This is a genomic window from Paenibacillus alginolyticus DSM 5050 = NBRC 15375 (assembly GCF_000422905.1).
Lineage (GTDB): Bacteria > Bacillota > Bacilli > Paenibacillales > NBRC-103111 > Paenibacillus_E > Paenibacillus_E alginolyticus.
On the sequence record NZ_KE383952.1, the window covers coordinates 3,497 to 22,728 of the forward strand.

Below are 19,232 nucleotides of genomic sequence, written 5' to 3' on the forward strand. Positions count from 1 at the left end.
TTAACAAGCATCCTTCTGGCTCCGAGACGTCCTTCTCGGACTTCTCAGCAACACTTTGCTACTTTTCCGGCGATGAGAAGTCCATTCCAGCTCTCTCAGCATTCATTTGTGGTTAACAAGCATCCTTCTGGCTCTGAGACGTCCTTTTCGGACTTCTCAACAACAATTTGCTACTTTTCCGGCGATGAGAAGTCCATTTCGGCTCTTTCGACTTATTTTGCATGTGATGCGAAACCAAAAGCCCCTTACCCGATAAAACGGGCAAGGGGCCTTTTCTATGGGATCTTGATTTCATTCATTCCATCATTCATGCTTCGCCATATAACCCACCCCAGGGTAGGTTACAATAATCTCCACAGTCTCCTGCCCCTCTGCAAGGCTCTTGATCTTCTGACGAATTCTCGCTATCGTGACCCACAAATATTCAACTTCATCGCGGTATTCACTTCCCCAGATTTCGCTCAGCAGCTGCTCATGGGTCATAACTTTACCCGCATGCTGCAAGAGCAGAGCAAACAGGTTATACTCGGTCTCCGTAAGCTTAATCTCTGAATCTCCCAGCCAAATTCGACGCTGAGCTAGATTAGCGGTCACAGGTCCGAGCGTAATCTCGCTCGTTGTGACTGTCGTTGCCATTCGGCCGTCCATCCGGCGAAGCACGGCGTTGACACGGGCGAATAGCTCGTCTAACGAGAACGGCTTCGTCAAATAATCGTCCGCTCCTAGGTTGAGTCCTTGCACTTTATCCGCCCCATTGCTCCGCGCTGTCAGCATGATGACTGGCACACTGGAGTAGGAGCGCAGCCTTTTGAGAACTTCGAATCCGTCCATGCCCGGCATCATCAGATCTAGTAAAATCAAATCCGGATCAAATCCCTCAACCTTCTCAAGCGCCTCAGCGCCGCTTTGGCAGGCTAATGTTTCGAAATCCAACGATTTGAGGTTCGCTGCAACGAATCTCACGATTTTAGGCTCATCATCGACGATCATAATCTTCTTCTTGTTCATTTTCAGCTCTCCTTCCCTTCAAACCTCGGTATGGAGAGGATAAATGTGCTTCCCTCACCAGGCTTGCTCGATACGCGGATCTCTCCTCCGTGCGCTTGCATGATCCCCTTGCAGATCGCAAGACCGAGTCCGGTTCCGCCCGTTTGACGGCTGGATGACACATCCACTCGGTAGAAGCGATCAAATATTTTATCCACATGCTCTGCCGATATCCCGATGCCATTATCTTGAACTTCCAGATGAACATAGCGCTCATCCGCATGAGCCGTAATTCGAATAACAGGATGCTGCTCATTGTATCGAACTGCGTTCGTGAACAAGTTCACGAGGACTTGCTCCATGCGCAGCTTGTCCGCGTAGATCAGAGGAATATCTCCCTCCAAATGCACCTCGAATTGGGTATGCTCATAGTTTGCCTGCTGCGGCAGTCTTCTCTTGGAGCTTTCCACAACTGCCTCCAGCCGGAGTGGCTGCGGATTAATCCGCATGGCTCCCGATTCAATCTTGGAGATATCCAGCCACTCATCAATCAGGTCCTGAATACGCCCGATGTCCTCATGAATGCCCTCCAACAGCTCCTGCTTGAAGCTTTCTTCCCACTGAGCATCCACGCGAAGAAGCGTCTCAACACCGCCGCGAATACTCGTAATTGGTGTTTTAAATTCATGCGATGCCAAAGAGATCAGATCATTCTTTAGCGCATCGATTTCATGCTCCTTGGTCATATCACGCCACACATAGCCGCGGCCAAAAACCCGCCCTTCTCTAGCTACTTGAAACGCCGAAACCATCATAAAGCGCTCTTTGCCTTGCTCGGATTTCACCGTAAAAGCTCCCTGTACCCTAGGTTCAGCGGTAAGCTTCTGAAGCTCTTCCTGACGTTCAGGCAGCAAAAGAGCAATCCTTTCAAACAATGCCGCCTCATTCATAGCCCCCAACTCCGACATCGGAATCGCGAAGTTTTCGGCCATTCGATGATTAGCATAAACAACGTTGTGCTCCACGTCGATCAGGACAACCGCATCGGACATGCTTTCCAGAACGGCGTTCAAGGTCGCATGCTCGTCCTGCAGCCGCTGGGTCCGTTCCTCGACACGATTCTCAAGCTCGCTGTTGAGCTGCAGAAGTGCTCCTTGATTTTCCTTAATTTGCTCAGCCATCCGGAAGAATTGATCAGCCAGCAATTGCAGTTCCAGAGGTGAACCCTGAGGAACGACTTTGCTATCCGGTTTGGCGAAGGTGCCTCCTGCAAGACGCTGCGTGTAACCAACCAAGGCATGAATGGTTCCATTCAGCCGTTTTGCCAGAAAACTACCTAGCAGCACAGTCAAAATGAGAGTGAACACCAGCAGCAATATCGTGATACGGAGAGATTCGATGAAAGCAGCATTAACTGCGGCTTTGGACTTGCTTACCCACACGATCCAATCGATTTCGGGGATGACTTTATAAGTTATCTGTTCTTTATGCGTGGAGGTGCTTAATTGGTAAGTACCTTCCCCTTGTCGCTGGACTCGGGCATCTTCGGCAACAGGCTCCTTCGATAAATCGGCCATGGATGCCGTCAGCGCTGCATTTGGATGATAAATGGGTTTATCCGCATGATCCAGAACAACCGGATACGCTTCTTTGCCGTAATCATATTTGGTAACAAGCTCCTTAATCGGAGCCAGTTCGAGCACTGCGAGTACAAAGCCATCAGCTTGCTTATTTCCCTTATATATCGGTACAGCAATCGCGACTGCCGGCTGATTCAACCCCTCTGGCCCCCGGAATAAGGAAGATATAATGGTCTTTTGCGCGTTTTGCATACGTTTGGTGTAGTCCCGATCCTTAACATCGGCGCCAATGAGTGAATTATTCGCAGCGGTATGTGTCGCTTTAATGATTCCGTTTTGATCTACAACGTAAATACCCGTGAAGCCTGCCAAGTTTTCTTGAAGCGATTGCAGCTTCAGCGTTAAGCTTTCGCGCGTTCGAAAGGCAGCATCAGACGCCGAAATTGTAGCAGCTAACGTTTCAACCGCATTTCGATGATAGTACATGTAATCTTGGATGGCATCCCCCAGCCGATAGGTTGTCTGCCGCTGATTCTGATTGGACTCCTGCGTAATATGGGTAATTTGAGAAACTTGAAAACTGCCTAGAATGAGAATCGGAATCATCGCCATAATAGCGAAAGTTAGGGTCAAATGCGATCGCATCGAATAATGTTTCAAAACATAGTTCCTCCGCTCTAGCAACACTATTCTTAGATGTGTTCATTAGCTCTATTTTACCATTTGCAAAAATGTAATGAAAATGAAATCTGAGATTCATCTAGTTTTAATGAAGTAAGCCTATAATAAAGTTCGACCCCCCTTTAAAATATACTTAGACCCGCGGCCCGTTGCTGTGGGTCACTTTTTTGTTATAATGTATGGAAACTAAACAAAAAAGGGCGGCTTCTTATGGAAAATGACCAAGAATTAATTACGACCAGATTTCGCGAAATTAAAAATGTGATCTCCTCCTATTTGATGCAGGTGCTGCCTCACTTTCACATTACCCCGATTATGATGTATGTCATGGAGTTTCTGCGCAAACACCCTGAATGCATCGCTGTGGATATCTCCAATGAATTCGGGTTAACTAGAGGAGCTATCACTCAGCTGTTAGATAAATTGGAATTGCAGGGTTTGGTCATCCGCAAGCCGCATCCCACTAGTCGCAGAAGTCAGCTCGTTCAAATGACGGATAAAGGAAATGAACTGATAATTAGCATTTTGGCTGCGTATAATAACAAAATCGAACAGCTATTCACCCCCTATTCCAAGGAAGAATTGGCTTCACTCAAACAGCTTTTAGAAAAATTGCCTCTATAATCCCAACGCCCTGTTGGGATTTTTCATTTTCATCTTGACTAATTTGTTTAATCATTATATTGTTTACTGATTAAACAGTTTAAAACATAAACAAATAAGGAGCGTTTTCAATGAATAAAATTATTGCGATTACCGGAGCCTCATCGGGCATAGGATTAGCGACTGCACTGAAATTTTCTGAGATGGGTTGGTCGGTTTACGCTGGTACACGCAACGTGGAGCGTGATCAAGAGAAATACGGCCATCAGGCTAATCTTCATTTTATCGAAATGGAAGTCACCAGCCCTGAATCAATGGAACAGGCATTTGCCGTTATCGAAAAGAACCATGGTCACCTTGACGTTTTGTTCTGCAACGCAGGCTTTGGATTCTTGAGAGCCTTGGGGCAAGCGACTATGGAGGAGATTCATAGCGTTTTTGATACGAATGTATATGGGGTTATGCATACGATTCGTGCAGGGCTTCCGCTTCTTCGCAAGTCAGATGCTGGGCATCTGATCGCAACAACGAGTGTCGGCGGCCTAGTCGGACAACCCTTTAATGAGATTTATTGCGCGGCTAAATTTGCGGTTGAGGGTTTATTAGAAAGTTTGGCTACCTACTATAAGCCTACGTTCAATATCGATGTCACGCTGCTTGAGCCCGGAGCGATCGCAACTAATTTTAACAGCACCGTCCTCGGTCATGTTCAACAAACAGGCGGCATTCTGGAGGATGAATATAAGCCAATTATCACACAGTATTTGGACAATTTCTCCAAGCGGAATACGGTGCCTCAAACGTCTGAATCGGTTGCAGAGGTGATGGTTAAATTAGTCACGGAGCTGGAGCCGAAGCCATTACGTATTCGAACATCTGAGGCCGCGGAAGCTTTCGTCCAATATAAAGTGAGTCAAGATCCCACGGGCCTAGACGGCATGCTCAACACACGTAAGCTGCATTTGAATAAGTGAGAAAACCTCTATCGAGGCCTTTCGAATATGAGCGACCGCGTTTAACGAGGAGAGACTTTGGTCTACGACCAAAGATCCCTATATTAGGTTTTATCGCCAATAAGAAAGTCAAGTTTCTCTGTTAGAAAAACTTATACTTTCTTATGTGGTAACAAAATCAAATACCACTTCGGAACGTAAAAAACGTTCTGCAGTGGTATTTTTTAAATCCAAAAAAAGATTGCATAAACTAATACCATTAGTTAATATATTACTATAGTTAGTTTTTCTGTGGAAGGGAGTGTTGTTATCATGATGATCATGATGAAAGCCGCCAATTTGGGCTTACGTTTTCTGTTAGAACTTTGCATCCTTGCTTCCCTTTGTTATTGGGGATTTCACATCGGCAACGGGTGGCTGCTCAAAGGCATTCTGGGCATTGGCGCTCCACTGCTTGCAGCCATCCTATGGGGCATGTTCGTTTCACCGAAAGCTTCAATAACCGTCTCTCAGCCTCTCCAATTTATCATTGAACTCGTTATTTTCGCTGCTGCCATCATAGCTCTTTATGTAACCGGCAAACATTCTCTCGCTATTTGTTTCGCTCTTTTTTACATCCTTCATCGCATTCTGAAGTTCCTCTGGGAACAATAAGTGGCGGTCACATTTGGGCGACAAGCAGCCCATCTTTTACAATAATGGTATAAGCCGTTAGACTTTTTGAAGGCACGTTCAGACACACGCCAGTATGAGAATCGAATTCCCAACCATGCAAGGGACATACCAGTTCCCCACCTTCCTCTTCTACCAAACCCCCAGCATGCGGACATTTACGCGACACTAAACGGTAGCTATCCGGTTCGTCGTTCTTCAATATCCAGTACTTTTGGTTTTCAACCTCAACTTCTGCGGGTAAATCTGTGAATCGCTCTTCCGGACCTAGTTCAATTTCTTTCATCCTAATCCTCCTAGCAAAATGTTGATAACTCTGTCTTAACAGTTTATCGCAATCCACAAGCTTCTACACATAATTTCCCACAATGTTACGATAGGATGTCCATAATCTTTCGGTACAGTAAGGGTGTAAGGGAAATGACTAACATTCCCTACAAGCTACATATACCGAGAGGAGTTTTCTAAAATGAAAACACAATGGAAAAAACGCGCAGCTCAAACTAGCCTGCTAGCCGTAATCGCAACTATCGCATTCGGAGCCGTCAATGCATCCGCAGCAGACACGAACAAAGAAACGAAATCGCTCCAAGCCACCGTTCAAATCTCACAACCTGAAGGCAGTAAGCCAGTCATGATGTTCCGTGCAACTAGCGCTAGCGCAGGTTTATTAATGCAGCCATCGCATGAGCGAAACTACTGGAAGCTGCTTGCCAGTACCTATGCACCAGAAACCTTATCCGACTGGAAAAAGGTGCTGGAAGATCGTAAACAGGTAGAAAATGAATTTCCAAAGCCTACTTTTGCCAAAAAAGTGATCACTAAGAAAGATGCTGAGACGGGTACAACAGAGGAGAAAGTCTTAACTGATGACGAGGCAGTTCAATTAGAAGGGCTCCCAGCTTCCGTTACAACCGTACCTGCCCTTCCTTCTGTTACCATCAATTCACAAGGTGAAATAACGCCGCCTACAAAAGATATCATGATCAAACAACTGGTTACCCAAGCACTTCCACTTGAGGGTGCTGTAGCTGGTGATATAATGAAAGCGGAGCCGTCCGAATCTTTCAAGCGCCAGCAGAAATTAACAGAAGCGGTGGAAGCAGATGATTCCGCGGCAATTAAAAGCTTATTGCCTGAATTGTTGAAGGATTATGTGAAGCAAACCGAAGATCTACGCGAGTTGACGAAGAAATTGAAAACAGAAATTCCAGCACCCGCTGAGAAATAAAGATTGTTTAGTTATTGAATCTAGTGGAACCGATCGCTTTTTTAAGCGGATCGGCTCCACTTTTTCCCTATGTAATCAGGAGAGTAGGAGATTATGCACATGTATCACATTTATCTGGTAGAAGATGAAGAGGATTTAAGAGGCGTCCTGGCAGCATATTTAGAGAAAGAGGGGTGGCAAGTGCGCTCGTTCCCCGATGGAACCTCAGCCCGAGAAGCAATCTCGGAGCGGCCGGACTTGTGGGTCCTCGATATTATGCTGCCCGGCGTGGATGGTTATCAATTGATGCGGGAAATCAAGGCTGATCAACCGATGCAGCCTGTTATCTTTATCTCCGCACGAGATGCAGATATTGATCGGATTATTGGACTGGAGCTAGGCAGTGATGACTATCTGGCCAAGCCCTTTTTACCGCGGGAACTCGTGATTCGCACACGTAAATTACTTGAACGCGTCTACGGGGACCGACTTGGCGGATCCCTGAAAGCTGCTCAAGAACGCCGAGTGAAGCTGACAGTTGGCCCCTATTTGATCGATGAGCAAGGCCGCATCGTGACTGACGCCGATGGAACGAACCCGGAGCTTACGTCGAAGGAATTCGAGCTGCTGCTTTACCTAGTGAATCACCATGGACAAGTACTTGAACGCCAGCAGGTGCTCACCGCTGTCTGGGGCATCGATTACTTCGGTACGGATCGTGTCGTCGACGATTTGGTGCGAAGATTACGCCGTAAACTGCCGGAATTGCGACTTGAAACCGTATATGGTTACGGATATAGGATGGTGAAAGCATGAGAATGCGTCTGGGAAATTGGCCTCTTGCCGTCAAGCTATGGGGAGCGTTCGCCTCCTTAACACTTTTGATTTTTACGCTGCTCGCCATTCTGCTTCCTTGGACGCTAAAGGGATTTTTCACTGAGCAGCTGTATGATATTTTACTCGATACACAGAGCGGTCTTCGTGTGGAAAGCACCAAAGCGACGACATTGGCAATCCCCGCGGAACCAATCATTCAACTTCCGGTTCCCAGTTTTGTACAGGGCGTACCTATGGATAAACGCATTTTGGTCGTACCTAAAATGGACCTCAATGAAGCAAACAGCATCCTCCCTAATTCAACTATGGCGATACGGGCAACTTCTCCTCTTCAAGCTACATTCAGCGGACCAACGATTCAGCATTTCATGATAAGCGGTACTGCTGCCAGCAATCAAACATTTGCTTCGAGCGCTACCATTAGCGAGCCTTTCATGCAGGCTATGGAGCATGATGCCTTCGCACAACAACTGCCCGTAGAAAAATATACGCGGAGTATTGAGAATAAGAGTATCTTCTATGTGATTCGAAAAGAAGGTGATCTAACGAAGCCCAACTTCATCGTCTCGTATGCTTGGGGAAACTATCGCAACGATCTCGTGATGACGATGTTTGGTCGGCTCATGCTGCTGATGGTAGGTCTTATCGTCATTAGCTGGCTCCCCTGTCTGGGAATAGCTCGCTACTTCACACGTCCACTCGTTCAGATGGAGCGCCATGTCGGGCGAATGGCCGAACGTGACTGGCACGAGCCTATCTCAACAAGCCGCAAGGATGAGATTGGCCGGCTAGCCAAAGCGATTGAATCCATGCGGCAGCGGTTAGTGCGCCAGGATCGGGCGCAGCAATTCTTCCTGCAGCATACGTCTCACGAGCTAAAGACGCCTGTGATGGTGATTCGCAGCTATGCGCAATCTATTCAAGACGGTGTCTATCCGAAGGGAACCCTCAATGAGAGCGTTGGCGTTATTATGAAAGAGGGCGAGCGGCTGGAGAAGCGGATTCGCGACCTGCTGCTGCTGAATAAGCTGAACTATTTGACGGCCAGGGAGAAGCCTTTTCAGCCTTTTGAGATTAATGCTGTCGTTGAGGATGTTGTTGAGCGACTGCGGTACCGTCGTCCTGAAATCAAGTGGGAGATGGATCTCGCTCCTCATACCACACTAATCGGTGATCAGGAACAATGGAAAATAGCCTTGGAAAATATGCTCGACAATCAGCTCCGCTATGCCAAAAATTGCATTCGCATAGTGGTTAAATCCCAGTCACTCGACAATGAGAATGCGGTAAAAGGGCAAACATCATTGTCTAAGCTTTGTATAAGTAATGATGGCCCGCTTCTTGATCAAGCCATCGCGGACACCCTTTTCGAGCCCTTCCGCTCCGGCGGAGATGGTCAATTCGGACTCGGACTCGCCATCGTGAAACAAATCATGGACCATCACGGCATGACTGTTCGCGCGGCGAACCAGCGAGATGGCGTATCCTTTTACATCGAGCCAGGAAAGCAGACGAATAAATCAACCGTCCCAAAAGTTTCATGAGGACAAAAAAGCACAAGCAACAGGGAACCGTTTCCTAGTCGCTTGTGCTTTCTTCTGCTTACCAGTGAGTAAGACGGAAACTAGAACCATAGTGCCCATTCCCCTGAATTCGAGGTTTCTAATTGTAGAGAAGCATTTTGTGCGAATGATTGGCTCATGATATCCTCCTAGTTTATAATTGAAGTGAACGGCCGTGTACTTTAACACTTTGACTCTGAGTGCTATTATATTTGTATACAAACTTTTTGATAAGTACGCGCATTGAAGTAGTATAGATACATTTAAGGTATATAGGTACGATAAAGTACCCTTATTTTCAAAAGGAGGTTAACATACTATGGCCTATAATGTTCCAGTTGAAGCCACGCTTGATGTAATAGGCGGTAAATGGAAGGTCGTCATCTTGTGTCATTTGGACAAAGGGGACAAACGAACAAGCGAGTTAAAAAGGTTAATGCCCGACATTACCCAGAAGATGCTTACCCAACAATTACGCGAGTTGGAACAAGACGGAATGGTAAAAAGAACAAGCTATGATCAAGTGCCGCCGAAAGTGGTCTACTCCTTAACCGATTATGGTTGGTCATTCAAACCCATTCTCGATGCCATGTGTGCCTGGGGGGAGCATCATATGAAAGAAAAGAATATGGATCCCATACTAACTCATTAATTTAATTGTGGAGCTAGGCGATATACAAGTAACTAATCTCAGGAGGTGTTTGCTTTGAAGATCATGATTTCAGCTTCGGAAGCTATGGAAAAAGGGGTCTGGTCAGACATACTTCGTCTCTTCGGGAGAGATAAAGATGAGGAAATATGGCCTCAGGAGGAATTTATTTTGACGGAGGAACAGGCGCTTAAGCTGAATCTTATAAAGAAATAAGCGAAGCTGCAGAAGACCATCCAGGGGATATCCATCCGACAGGGTGGTTTTTTTAGTTGGGGGCAGCCGCTCTACGGATATTTACAATCTACTGCCTAAGGTAGGATCATTAATACGAACGTAGTGCCGCTAATTACGTGGAATTGGCACGCTTTCATACAAATGAGAGGAACGTAGAACACCGCCCTAATGCCCTACCTTAATGGCGGAAGGTCTCCTTAGATACGCGTAAAAACATCACAAAGCAAAAAAATGCCCCCGATAACCGGGAGCATTCCTATCCAATCGCAATTAAGCTTTGGCCTTTGCTTTAATTTCTTCAAGCGGCTTGTGGTTACCGTATTTCGGGTACTCACGTGTAGATGGTGCCGCCCAGTGAACCGCATTGCTGATAACGCGGCGGATTTGCTCATTGTAGTACGTACGGTACGTCTCGTGTCCAGGACGGAAGTAGAAAATTTTCCCGTTGCCGCGGTTGAACGTGCAGCCGCTGCGGAAAACTTCGCCGCCTTCGAACCAAGAAACCATGATCAGCTCGTCCGGCTGAGGGATATCAAAGTGCTCACCGTACATTTCCTCTGCTTCAAGATCGATGTACTCGCCGATACCTTCAACGATGGGATGCCCCGGAGCAACAACCCAAAGACGTTCCTTCTCATCCGCTTCACGCCATTTGAGGTCACAAGATGTGCCCATCAGCTTTTTGAACACTTTGGAGAAGTGTCCGGAATGCAGCACGATAAGCCCCATGCCTTGCCATACGCGCTTTTGAACGCGGTCAACGATTTCATCTTGCACTTCGTTATGTGCCTTATGTCCCCACCAGATGAGAACATCTGTGTTATTCAGAACTTCTTCGGACAAGCCGTGTTCAGCATCATCTAATGTCGCATAAGTGACATCAACTGCTCCGCTTAAGCCTTCACCAATCGCCGTATGGATACCATCTGGATACGCTGCGCGTACGACTTCGTTTTCTTTTTCATGACGGAACTCGTTCCAAACCGTTACTCTAAGCTTCTGACTCATCTTCTTTTTCCCTCCAGGGTAGCGTATTCATTCATACTTTTGAGTATAGTCACTCCCTCGCCGAAAATAAAGGCAAGATCCTGCCTAATTCTTATTCAATAGTGTCCTTCCCTTTTAAACAATGATATACTCAATACTGATAAACCTTACGTTTCGCCACTTTTTACGTATTCAAAAATGTCTTTAACAGTAGTGAGGTATACCTATCCATGGACCCTATTCATAGCACTAGCACCTTTACCGAGATCGTTAATGAAGAAGTCATTTATCAGAACCCCTTACTCTTTTTGAAAATTTGGGAAATGAGTTCGGACACCCCGCAGTTTGGGCCTCCTACTCCTTGGCGTTGGCATTCACATATGCAAGTTGAATTTCTTGTGGTGATAGAAGGTCAACTCGGCATCCAAACGAAGCACGATTATACCGTGATGGCGCCTGGAGATGTCATGGTCTTGGGCTCTTCCCAGCCCCATCGGACATATAAGCATTCAGCGGATGCCTTGAGACAGATCGTTTTCCAGATTGATTTAAAGCAGCATTTCGACCTTAGTACCATGCCCTACCTGCACTGTTTCTCGGAGTTGACTCATCCACTTGAGCAATTTAATGAGCTGTTTCAGAGTAATGATGCTGTCAAGCAAGCTGCTTACAACCTCATCATGCAGATTTACGAAGAGTCGCAATCCCGCAAGATTGGATACGAGTTGGCGATCAGTGCCGCTGTCAAAAATCTCTTACTTTTAATGCTCCGTAATGACAACCGAGATTTCTCGGCTCTTGTCGAGGACTCCGGTATTTCCCGCGTGCGCCCGGCACTCGACTTTATCGACGAGCATCTGAGCGAACGGATTTCAGTCGAAGATATGTGCAGTGTGCTCAATTTGAGCTATCATTACTTTATTAAGTATTTCAAAAAGGTGATGGGGATATCCTTCGTCGATTACGTTAATTACAAGCGGATCAAAAAAGCCGAGCGTCTCCTTTTAACAGGCGACCTCAGCATTATGGAAGTAAGCTTTGAAGTAGGCATACTGAATATGGCGCAGTTCTACAAGCTGTTTAAGCGGCATAACCAATGCTCGCCCAAAGAATTCAAACAACGTATGCGCAGTCAATCAGGGCTGACGCCTCTGCTTGCGCAAGCGGACTAGCGCACTTATAGCCACCATGGGAGATCCCGCAGGAGGCTTTGTTAATATTCATCAAGGCAGGAAGCCTTGTTGGCTAACAAACACACGCTCCTGCGGGAAATGCCGCAGGAGCTGTTCGCGCACGAACTCGTACGCATCCCGACTGTACCAGTCTGGCAGCTCCAGCGCGTCATAGATTGCGCGCACGCCGATGCGTTCCGTACGCTTGCCCCCACTGCCATCGCCCATGAAGTAATCGTCGATGCACACCCGATCCACGATGCCCGCAAGCAGCTCGGCGAAATGCTCCGAGCTCGGCAGCGCTGGCGCTATCGTGGCCTGCACTGGAATGCCGCGAGCTGCGAGCTCGCGGAGGGCAGTGAGACGCGCCGGAATCGGCGGCGCGGACGGCGTGAACGCTCGGCGTATATCCTCGCGGTCGGTCTCGACCGTCATGCTGACTCTTACGCGTTCGCCGAGCAGCTTTAATAGGTCCGCATCCCGTGTCACGAGCGGGCTGCGGGTCTGAACGAACAAGAAGTCCGGCGGATTCGCGGACATCACCTCAAGGAGCGAACGGGTGATTCGCTCCTTATGCTCGATCGGCTGGTAAGGATCCGTTGACGATGACATGAAGATCGTTACCGGCCCTTTGCTCTTCGCTTTGGCGAGCTCCTTGGCTAGAAGCGCGGCCGCATTTTCTTTCACATCGACCCAGTCGCCCCATGCATCGCTGCGGAACAACGCGACCGGCATCTGCCTCACGTAACAGTAGGAACAGGCGAAGGAGCACCCGGTGTATGGGTTCAGCGTGTGAGTGTACCCCTTAAGAAAGCCGCTCGCTTTCGTGAGCAGCTGCTTCGCCGTCTTCCGGTTTACGTCAATCTTCATAGACTCACCTCCACTCTTCCCTCTGGAAAAGATATTTGGATATTACAAATATCTTATCATCTAATTTCATCTATTACATTGGAGGAAAGAGACCATCGATTCATTTCATCCAATCTAGTACTGCACCCACATCCAATCACAATCACATTCCCGCTCGCTCCAGCAACAACAGCTTCTCCTTGTTCCGAAGTCCGCCCCGATAGCCAGTTAATGACCCATCCTTCCCCACTACACGATGACACGGCACCACAATGAGCACGGGGTTAGCCCCAATAGCAGTGCCTACGGCCCTAACTGCACTTGATTTATCCAGCTCTTGAGCTACCTGTGAATAACTAAACGTTTCCCCATGTGGGATCTCATGAAGCACACGCCAAACCGACTGCTGAAAAGTAGTACCACGCAGATCCAACGGTAATGTAAATGTCGTACGTAGTCCTTTCAAGTACTCCTCTAATTGAAGGATATAGGGCTGCAGCTTCTCTGCATCCTCGACCCAGTTAGGCTCAGGCAGCTGCGCGCGAGCCCATTTCGCTAATTCCGACCATGCACCCTCATCTACACCAGCTGCAGGATCCGCATCATGAAATTGTAAATAGCAAAGCCCCTCATCCGTTGCCGCCATCAAAAAGTTATTCCCCAACAAACGAACGACTCCCCAGTAGATCGACTTGGTCGGTTTTGTTTGCATCTTCGAACCCTCCTCGGTTATGTTTAAATTGATTTTATTTGACGGAATTCTGTTGGTGAGAAACCGGTCTTTTTTTGAAACATCGTGGCAAAATGTGCCGCATTGGGAATCCCCACTTGAACACCAATCGCATTCACAGGAGCATTCGTTTCTAAAAGTAGCCGTTTGGCCGCCTCGATGCGCACTTGTTGAAGATAGGTTAGAGGCGTGACGCCCTGTACGCGTTTGAAAGTCCGTTGCAGATGATAAACGCTCGCATAAAAGTGATCTGCCAAGGTTGTCAATGTTAGCGGCTCGGCATAATGATCTTCGATGTGAGACGCCATAAGCGACACCCATTCCTCATCAGGCAGTCTCACGCCGTCTGGCCTGCACCTTTTGCAGGGACGATAATTTTCCGAGAAAGCTGCTTGGCGGTTCACAAAAATCCGGACATTCTCCTTCTTAGGCAGCCTTGATTTGCAGGAAGGTCTGCAGAAGATCCCTGTTGTCGTCACTGCATAATAAAACGTACCATCATAAGCCGCATCATTCGCAACAATCGCTTTCCAAAACCGTTCTTGCATGACTACCGCTCCTCTCAGCTCCATTTCCCTACTAGCTCAGTATACCCAAACTATGCTGCTGTTGTAAGGGAAGAGAGATGAGAAAGCAAGATTACGAAAGCCGCCTTCAGCGATAATAGAGGAAGCAACTTTATCAGATTAGAGGAGAACTTAACATGCCACGTCTTCAACCCTTTGACCCTTCTATCCTAAAATGGAGCGAGCAGACGAGCTCCCTTACGCTGCCGCTTCCAGGTCTTTTTCGATATGAGCACAATCTCGGTTACCTATCCCGATCCACCAATGAATGCCTATTCCATCTGGATAACTTGGCTATTTACAAGCTGATTCCCGCCCAGGATAACTATGTCCTAATCGCTGTCAACAGTGAGGATAATTCGCGGCTGCGCATTCAACTTATCCATAGTCCGGGCGGTTCCCTCACCCCATCCCTCCGTGAAAATGTGGCTCGTTATGTGTGGGAGTGGTTTGACCTCGGCACCGACCTTACACCGTTCTACGAGTTGGCCAAGGGTGATCCTCTGCTGAAGCAAGTCACACAAGACTTTTATGGGCTGCGCGTGATGGGGATTCCGGATCTATTCGAAGCGATGAGCTGGGGCATTATCGGACAGCAAATCAACCTGACTTTTGCCTATACGCTCAAAAGACGGCTTGTTGAAGCCTTCGGCACCCGACTAGATTGGGAAGGACGAACGTATTGGGCATTTCCTACACCAGAGCGAATCGCCGAGCTCACACCAGATGCTCTGACTGCTTTACAGTTCACGGGTAAAAAGGCTGAATACTTAATCGGCGTCGCCAAGTTGATGGCGGAGGGGCTGCTTGTGAAAGAGGAGCTGCTGAAGCGGAACGATTTTACCGAAATGGAGAAGGAACTGTTAAGTATTCGCGGTATCGGTCCGTGGACGGCCAATTATGTCCTGATGCGCTGCTTGCGGAACCCCGCTGCTTTCCCTCTTGCCGACGTTGGCTTGCACAATGCTCTGAAGCATGTGCTTGGTTTAGAGCAGAAACCGACTATTCCCCATATTCGACAGCTTGCTGAAGGATGGAGTGGATGGGAAGCTTATGCGACTTTTTATTTATGGCGTGTATTGTACTAGCCGAAATGATGCGTTTACGTGAGCAAACCCTACGGATAACTAGACTAAGGTCCTGACCAGAACTTGACTTTATGACGGTTCATAGCTTTACTTAAAACAGGTATAATTTTATGTATGATGGTTCGTTTCTGAGCAATTTAGAGATATTCATGCCAATTTTCTACAAAAATATGCTGTTTTTTGTTACAAGGAGAGCATCAGTCATGAAGTTTATGGGACTAATTGAACAATTATTTGCACAATATGGCTATTGGGTATTGTTGATCGGTCTGCCATTGGACGCTATTGCGCTTCCGATTCCTCCGGGAAATACAACGATGACGTATACAGGTTTTTTAGCTTATAAAGGGGTGCTTAATTGGTTCTTAGCCATGGGTGCGGCCTGGGTCGGATCTATAATCGGCATGACGATTACCTATTGGATCGGATATAGACTGGGCACGCCTCTGATCGAACGTTATGGAAAATTTCTGTTTTTGAAACCAGCACATCTGGATAAATCTAGAGAATATTACGCGAAGTACGGAAACAAATTGCTTCTTTTCAGTTATTTCATACCGGGAATTAGACAGTTTATCTTTTATTTTGTAGGCATCATCCGCGTCCCATACCGAATTTTTGCTTTATTCTCCTTCACAGGCTCAGCTTTATGGGTGGTTGTATTTTTCGGAATTGGTTACCTTTTCGGTGATCAGTGGCTTATCATTTTTATGTGGGTTGAAAAGTTTTTGATTTACACTTTGATTGGGTTGTGTATTGTGGTGGCTATTTTACTACTTGTAAAATGGCGTAATCGTTTGAAAACGGGGCTGCAAAAGCCTCAATAAAGCGATTATCTAAATCCCTTTTTATACAAGGATAAACGACTCCGTCGTCCTTCAGGGACGAGCGCGTTTGTCAAGACTGATGACGCGAAGTGTAATAAAACTTATACTTTCTTATCTACTGAAAAAGGTTGCCCCTTCGGTCTTAAAAGATCGAAGGAGGCAACCTTTATTTGATTTTGTTATTATGCCTTTTTTCGGGTGAGTAAAATAAAACAAAGGATTGCTCCTATTTCCATCACAGCTATGATGATGCCTAACGGAACTGCGGTTTGGCTGCCGCCAATACCGACCAACGGAGCAACTAGACCTCCTATGATAAAAGAAAGCAAACCTAACAACGCTGCCGCGCTGCCTGCTGTTTTCCCTTGATTTTGAAGAGCTAGCGAGGAGGTTGCTACAGAGACAGGTCCTACACTAGAAACGATGAAGAAAAAAGCCACCAAAATCGCATATAACCCTGCCCCGATAAGGGTAGAAATGAGCAGTAACAAGCCGCCGAAAGCGGCAATGGCAAGCCCACCAGCTAGCAATCGAGGGTTGCTTACTTTGCCTGCAAGTTTACCCGTGATTTGACCGGCAATGATAACACCCAGACCGTTAATCGCGAAGCAAAGACTGAACATTTGTGGGGAAACGCCGAAAATATCCTGCAGCACGAAAGGAGAACCCGATATGTAGGCGAACATACCGGCAAAAACGAGTCCTTGCGTTAGCGCATAGCCCATGAACATACGGTCTGTGAGCAGGCCACCGAACGTTTGAAGCGTATTGGCGAGACCACCTTTGGAACGGTGCTCTGGCGGGTGCGTTTCCTTCAAGCTGAGCACAGTAGCAAAGAGCATAACCACACCGATCAGGCTCAAAACAAGGAAAACGCCGCGCCACGAGGTGAATTGCAAAATTTGTCCACCTACGATGGGAGCAAGTATTGGCGCAGACCCATTGACCAACATTAGAAGGGCAAAAAATTTCGTCAACTCCACACCTTCATACATATCACGAACAATCGCACGGGAGATAACGATACCAGCTGCGCCAGCCATGCCTTGAACGAAACGCAGGCCCAGAAATACCCAGATCGTTGGCGAGAACATGCACAGGACAGAGGAAATTGCATAAATAACGAGTCCGATCAGCAGTGGCATTCGCCTTCCGCGCACATCGCTCACCGAACCGGCGATGAGCTGACCGATCGATAGGCCGAGCATGCAGGCGGTTAAACTCATTTGCGCCAGCGAGGTAGTCGTATGAAGATCATTCGCGAGCACAGGCAGCGCGGGTAAGTACATATCGAGTGAGAGCGGGCCGAACGAGGCCAGTGAACCGAGCACGAGCACGATCCATAATCGGCTTGAACGACTTGAAGATAATCTCACTTGGGAAGCAATAGGATTGGACATCACGCATCACAAACTTTCTTTCGTAGTAAATTTACGCTACCATCGAGATGTGTTTTTGTCTAGTAGGTAACTTTTACAATGCCGAGCGAAGGGGAAATTGCTCAAAGATGAAATGCCAGGCAAGTCTAAGCAAAACACAATAACAAACCAGAGTGCAGAGTGGTTATTGCCACCTTTTCGCCTTTCGACTATAATGAGTGCTAACGCGATGAAGAACGTCCCTATTCATTTTTGATGAATGAGGGGCGTTTTTTATTTATACAAAAAAGGAGTTATACATATGAGTAGTTCACATTTTCATGAGAAGCACCATGCCTTTCTCAACGCCCATATCTCCCAGAGATCAGGTGAACGCAAGGGAAGACTTGAACGCGGGCACCAGCATGCGGAGGCCCTTTTTTTGGAACAAGTCTGGTTCCCGCTAATCGGGCATTTTGAGCATTTGCATCCTGAGTACGAAGTTATAGATTGGAGAGGACGCTCGTACTTTGGGGATTTCGCCTATTTACTCGGTGACGTGAAATTCATATGGGAAATCAAAGGCTTCGGCCCCCATGTTCAGGACATGGATCGCAAACGATATTGCGAAGAATTAAACCGAGAAATTTTCCTCCAAGCCCTTGGCTTTCGAGTTGTCTCATTCGCTTACGACGATGTTGCTCATCGCCCTGAGTTATGTATCACCTTACTTCGCATGCTCTTGAGCCGCTATCAATCTGCCCTCTCCCCTACGAACCGAGCCATACTAGCCGAAAAAGAAGTCATCCGACTGCTCCACCAGCTAGCTAGACCCATACGCCCCGTAGATGTTAAAGAACATTTCGCAATAAATCATCGAACAGCCGTGCGACTTCTTCAATCCTTACGCACCAAAGGATGGCTAACTCCAATAAGCCGAACCGCAGGAGGCCGAGTCGTCCAATACGAGCTCGCGCATGGGGTCATGGATTTTGTAGACTAGCTGGCTCAAAGTATTTGGTTGATCGCTCGATGAATACTCGTTTGTGGAAGAAACTGCTGGGAATTACACTAAAGTCGCATACGGAGAAACTACAGGGAACCTCGCCAAATATGAGCTCGTGAGTAGATTTATTAGATTACTTGGAGTAGCTTTTTTTGTACTTATTGTCGGGATGGAAGTGAGCTGCGGGTACGGGGGAAGATGAAAAATGTAGCTGGGGATGAGGATCTTAATAGGGAATCCAGATTCGAGTCAGTAACTCTTTTGATGCAAAAAGTGCAGCTAATTTCATTCCTACTGATGTTTTCATGAGAAGACATGCAAAAAGTGCAGCTAATTTAGCGAATACGGTTCGGCCCCTTAATTATGGAGTCTAGCTGCTAAATGCTCTCGCTCTCGCAGCTTCTCATTTCTCTAGCACACTAAAGCGCAATTTCTACGGCTTCTAATTTTTTAGCTTCCCAAGCTGCATGGTACTGGCTTGGACTCATTTTGTGCAGACTTCCGTGGAAACGCCGTTGGTTGTAGAATTCAATGTATGTGTGTACTCTTTGGTAAGCTTCTTCAAACGTTTCAAAGTACTCTTTTGTGTACACATCTCTTTCAATAATGCTATGAAATGACTCAATGTATGCGTTCATATTGGGGGTCTTGGGCGGTATGCGCTCGTGCTCGATCGGA

At 47.1% G+C, this 19,232-nt stretch carries 21 protein-coding genes; 12 read left to right on the forward strand and 9 right to left on the reverse strand.

The window, feature by feature from the left end; genetic code table 11:
• Positions 1-303: 303 nt before the first annotated feature.
• Positions 304-1,008, reverse strand: a complete 705-nt coding sequence (locus G519_RS0140640; RefSeq protein WP_029199404.1) for a response regulator transcription factor — start codon at positions 1,006-1,008, stop codon at positions 304-306.
• A 2-nt stretch (positions 1,009-1,010) separates the two neighbouring features.
• Positions 1,011-3,227, reverse strand: coding sequence for a sensor histidine kinase (locus G519_RS0140645; RefSeq protein WP_029199405.1), 2,217 nt, complete (start codon positions 3,225-3,227; stop codon positions 1,011-1,013).
• Positions 3,228-3,458: 231 nt separating this feature from the next.
• Between G519_RS0140645 and G519_RS0140650 the strand changes: the two genes are divergently transcribed.
• The 3 genes from G519_RS0140650 to G519_RS0140660 all read left to right on the forward strand — a co-directional run bounded on the left by G519_RS0140650 (position 3,459) and on the right by G519_RS0140660 (position 5,458).
• Complete coding sequence (locus tag G519_RS0140650; protein WP_029199406.1) at positions 3,459-3,872, forward strand: MarR family winged helix-turn-helix transcriptional regulator; 414 nt, start codon at positions 3,459-3,461, stop codon at positions 3,870-3,872.
• Positions 3,873-3,982: 110 nt separating this feature from the next.
• Positions 3,983-4,825: an SDR family oxidoreductase gene (locus G519_RS0140655; protein ID WP_029199407.1), complete on the forward strand. Its 843-nt coding sequence runs from the start codon at positions 3,983-3,985 to the stop codon at positions 4,823-4,825.
• Between the two features lie 291 nt (positions 4,826-5,116).
• Positions 5,117-5,458, forward strand: a complete 342-nt coding sequence (locus tag G519_RS0140660; RefSeq protein WP_244280387.1) for a YrdB family protein — start codon at positions 5,117-5,119, stop codon at positions 5,456-5,458.
• A 7-nt stretch (positions 5,459-5,465) separates the two neighbouring features.
• On the opposite strand, the gene G519_RS0140665 is transcribed toward G519_RS0140660, so the two are convergent.
• Positions 5,466-5,762, reverse strand: coding sequence for a Rieske (2Fe-2S) protein (locus tag G519_RS0140665; protein ID WP_029199409.1), 297 nt, complete (start codon positions 5,760-5,762; stop codon positions 5,466-5,468).
• A gap of 183 nt (positions 5,763-5,945) precedes the next feature.
• On the opposite strand from G519_RS0140665, the gene G519_RS0140670 reads away from it, so the two are divergent.
• The 5 genes from G519_RS0140670 (at position 5,946) to G519_RS51530 (ending at position 9,950) form a co-directional block, all read left to right on the forward strand.
• Complete coding sequence (locus tag G519_RS0140670; protein ID WP_029199410.1) at positions 5,946-6,707, forward strand: hypothetical protein; 762 nt, start codon at positions 5,946-5,948, stop codon at positions 6,705-6,707.
• A gap of 99 nt (positions 6,708-6,806) precedes the next feature.
• Entirely contained in the window at positions 6,807-7,502 is a 696-nt protein-coding gene (locus tag G519_RS0140675; protein ID WP_029199411.1) for a response regulator transcription factor, read from the forward strand.
• Positions 7,499-9,067 (forward strand): HAMP domain-containing sensor histidine kinase, encoded by a 1,569-nt coding sequence (locus G519_RS47080; protein WP_244280388.1) that lies wholly within the window; start codon positions 7,499-7,501, stop codon positions 9,065-9,067. Before G519_RS0140675 ends, G519_RS47080 begins: the two co-directional genes overlap by 4 nt.
• A gap of 337 nt (positions 9,068-9,404) precedes the next feature.
• Positions 9,405-9,737, forward strand: a complete 333-nt coding sequence (locus G519_RS0140685; RefSeq protein WP_029199412.1) for a winged helix-turn-helix transcriptional regulator — start codon at positions 9,405-9,407, stop codon at positions 9,735-9,737.
• Between the two features lie 54 nt (positions 9,738-9,791).
• Positions 9,792-9,950: a hypothetical protein gene (locus tag G519_RS51530; RefSeq protein ID WP_164826792.1), complete on the forward strand. Its 159-nt coding sequence runs from the start codon at positions 9,792-9,794 to the stop codon at positions 9,948-9,950.
• Between the two features lie 291 nt (positions 9,951-10,241).
• On the opposite strand, the gene G519_RS0140695 is transcribed toward G519_RS51530, so the two are convergent.
• Positions 10,242-10,979: a ThuA domain-containing protein gene (locus G519_RS0140695; RefSeq protein WP_029199413.1), complete on the reverse strand. Its 738-nt coding sequence runs from the start codon at positions 10,977-10,979 to the stop codon at positions 10,242-10,244.
• Positions 10,980-11,188: 209 nt separating this feature from the next.
• On the opposite strand from G519_RS0140695, the gene G519_RS0140700 reads away from it, so the two are divergent.
• Positions 11,189-12,130, forward strand: a complete 942-nt coding sequence (locus G519_RS0140700) for a helix-turn-helix domain-containing protein (protein ID WP_036635906.1) — start codon at positions 11,189-11,191, stop codon at positions 12,128-12,130.
• Between the two features lie 51 nt (positions 12,131-12,181).
• Here the strand turns inward: G519_RS0140700 and G519_RS0140705 are convergent, their stop codons facing one another.
• From G519_RS0140705 to G519_RS0140715, 3 genes are all read right to left on the reverse strand, one after another.
• On the reverse strand, positions 12,182-13,000 hold the full coding sequence (locus G519_RS0140705; RefSeq protein WP_029199415.1) for an SPL family radical SAM protein: 819 nt from the start codon (positions 12,998-13,000) through the stop codon (positions 12,182-12,184).
• 142 nt (positions 13,001-13,142) lie between these two features.
• Positions 13,143-13,691, reverse strand: coding sequence for a methylated-DNA--[protein]-cysteine S-methyltransferase (locus G519_RS0140710; RefSeq protein WP_029199416.1), 549 nt, complete (start codon positions 13,689-13,691; stop codon positions 13,143-13,145).
• Positions 13,692-13,714: 23 nt separating this feature from the next.
• Positions 13,715-14,257 carry a bifunctional transcriptional activator/DNA repair enzyme AdaA gene (locus G519_RS0140715; protein WP_279626928.1) on the reverse strand — a complete coding sequence of 181 codons (543 nt, stop codon included), beginning with the start codon at positions 14,255-14,257 and terminating at the stop codon, positions 13,715-13,717.
• Positions 14,258-14,412: 155 nt separating this feature from the next.
• Between G519_RS0140715 and G519_RS0140720 the strand changes: the two genes are divergently transcribed.
• A complete protein-coding gene (locus tag G519_RS0140720) occupies positions 14,413-15,363 on the forward strand; it encodes a DNA-3-methyladenine glycosylase family protein (protein ID WP_051254216.1) in 951 nt (316 codons plus the stop codon).
• A gap of 203 nt (positions 15,364-15,566) precedes the next feature.
• Entirely contained in the window at positions 15,567-16,190 is a 624-nt protein-coding gene (locus G519_RS0140725; protein ID WP_029199419.1) for a DedA family protein, read from the forward strand.
• 182 nt (positions 16,191-16,372) lie between these two features.
• Here the strand turns inward: G519_RS0140725 and G519_RS0140730 are convergent, their stop codons facing one another.
• The gene (locus G519_RS0140730) at positions 16,373-17,590 is read right to left on the reverse strand and encodes a multidrug effflux MFS transporter (RefSeq protein ID WP_029199420.1); all 1,218 of its coding nucleotides are present in this window, start codon (positions 17,588-17,590) and stop codon (positions 16,373-16,375) included.
• A 280-nt stretch (positions 17,591-17,870) separates the two neighbouring features.
• Here G519_RS0140730 and G519_RS0140735 point away from each other — a divergent pair, with 280 nt between their 5' ends.
• Positions 17,871-18,551 carry a hypothetical protein gene (locus G519_RS0140735; protein ID WP_029199421.1) on the forward strand — a complete coding sequence of 227 codons (681 nt, stop codon included), beginning with the start codon at positions 17,871-17,873 and terminating at the stop codon, positions 18,549-18,551.
• Between the two features lie 422 nt (positions 18,552-18,973).
• On the opposite strand, the gene G519_RS0140740 is transcribed toward G519_RS0140735, so the two are convergent.
• The coding region (locus G519_RS0140740) for an integrase core domain-containing protein (protein WP_029199422.1) at positions 18,974-19,232 on the reverse strand (259 nt) is incomplete at its 5' end.

What these genes read in the sequence shown, in the direction of transcription:
- G519_RS0140640 (WP_029199404.1), bottom strand. Translation starts at nt 1,008, where the DNA reads ATGAACAAGAAGAAGATTATGATCGTCGATGATGAGCCTAAAATCGTG.
- G519_RS0140650 (WP_029199406.1), top strand. Translation starts at nt 3,459, where the DNA reads ATGGAAAATGACCAAGAATTAATTACGACCAGATTTCGCGAAATTAAA.
- G519_RS0140655 (WP_029199407.1), top strand. Translation starts at nt 3,983, where the DNA reads ATGAATAAAATTATTGCGATTACCGGAGCCTCATCGGGCATAGGATTA.
- G519_RS0140660 (WP_244280387.1), top strand. Translation starts at nt 5,117, where the DNA reads ATGATGATCATGATGAAAGCCGCCAATTTGGGCTTACGTTTTCTGTTA.
- G519_RS0140665 (WP_029199409.1), bottom strand. Translation starts at nt 5,762, where the DNA reads ATGAAAGAAATTGAACTAGGTCCGGAAGAGCGATTCACAGATTTACCC.
- G519_RS0140670 (WP_029199410.1), top strand. Translation starts at nt 5,946, where the DNA reads ATGAAAACACAATGGAAAAAACGCGCAGCTCAAACTAGCCTGCTAGCC.
- G519_RS0140675 (WP_029199411.1), top strand. Translation starts at nt 6,807, where the DNA reads ATGTATCACATTTATCTGGTAGAAGATGAAGAGGATTTAAGAGGCGTC.
- G519_RS47080 (WP_244280388.1), top strand. Translation starts at nt 7,499, where the DNA reads ATGAGAATGCGTCTGGGAAATTGGCCTCTTGCCGTCAAGCTATGGGGA.
- G519_RS0140685 (WP_029199412.1), top strand. Translation starts at nt 9,405, where the DNA reads ATGGCCTATAATGTTCCAGTTGAAGCCACGCTTGATGTAATAGGCGGT.
- G519_RS0140695 (WP_029199413.1), bottom strand. Translation starts at nt 10,979, where the DNA reads ATGAGTCAGAAGCTTAGAGTAACGGTTTGGAACGAGTTCCGTCATGAA.
- G519_RS0140700 (WP_036635906.1), top strand. Translation starts at nt 11,189, where the DNA reads ATGGACCCTATTCATAGCACTAGCACCTTTACCGAGATCGTTAATGAA.
- G519_RS0140705 (WP_029199415.1), bottom strand. Translation starts at nt 13,000, where the DNA reads ATGAAGATTGACGTAAACCGGAAGACGGCGAAGCAGCTGCTCACGAAA.
- G519_RS0140710 (WP_029199416.1), bottom strand. Translation starts at nt 13,691, where the DNA reads ATGCAAACAAAACCGACCAAGTCGATCTACTGGGGAGTCGTTCGTTTG.
- G519_RS0140715 (WP_279626928.1), bottom strand. Translation starts at nt 14,257, where the DNA reads ATGCAAGAACGGTTTTGGAAAGCGATTGTTGCGAATGATGCGGCTTAT.
- G519_RS0140720 (WP_051254216.1), top strand. Translation starts at nt 14,413, where the DNA reads ATGCCACGTCTTCAACCCTTTGACCCTTCTATCCTAAAATGGAGCGAG.
- G519_RS0140725 (WP_029199419.1), top strand. Translation starts at nt 15,567, where the DNA reads ATGAAGTTTATGGGACTAATTGAACAATTATTTGCACAATATGGCTAT.
- G519_RS0140730 (WP_029199420.1), bottom strand. Translation starts at nt 17,590, where the DNA reads ATGTCCAATCCTATTGCTTCCCAAGTGAGATTATCTTCAAGTCGTTCA.
- G519_RS0140735 (WP_029199421.1), top strand. Translation starts at nt 17,871, where the DNA reads ATGAGTAGTTCACATTTTCATGAGAAGCACCATGCCTTTCTCAACGCC.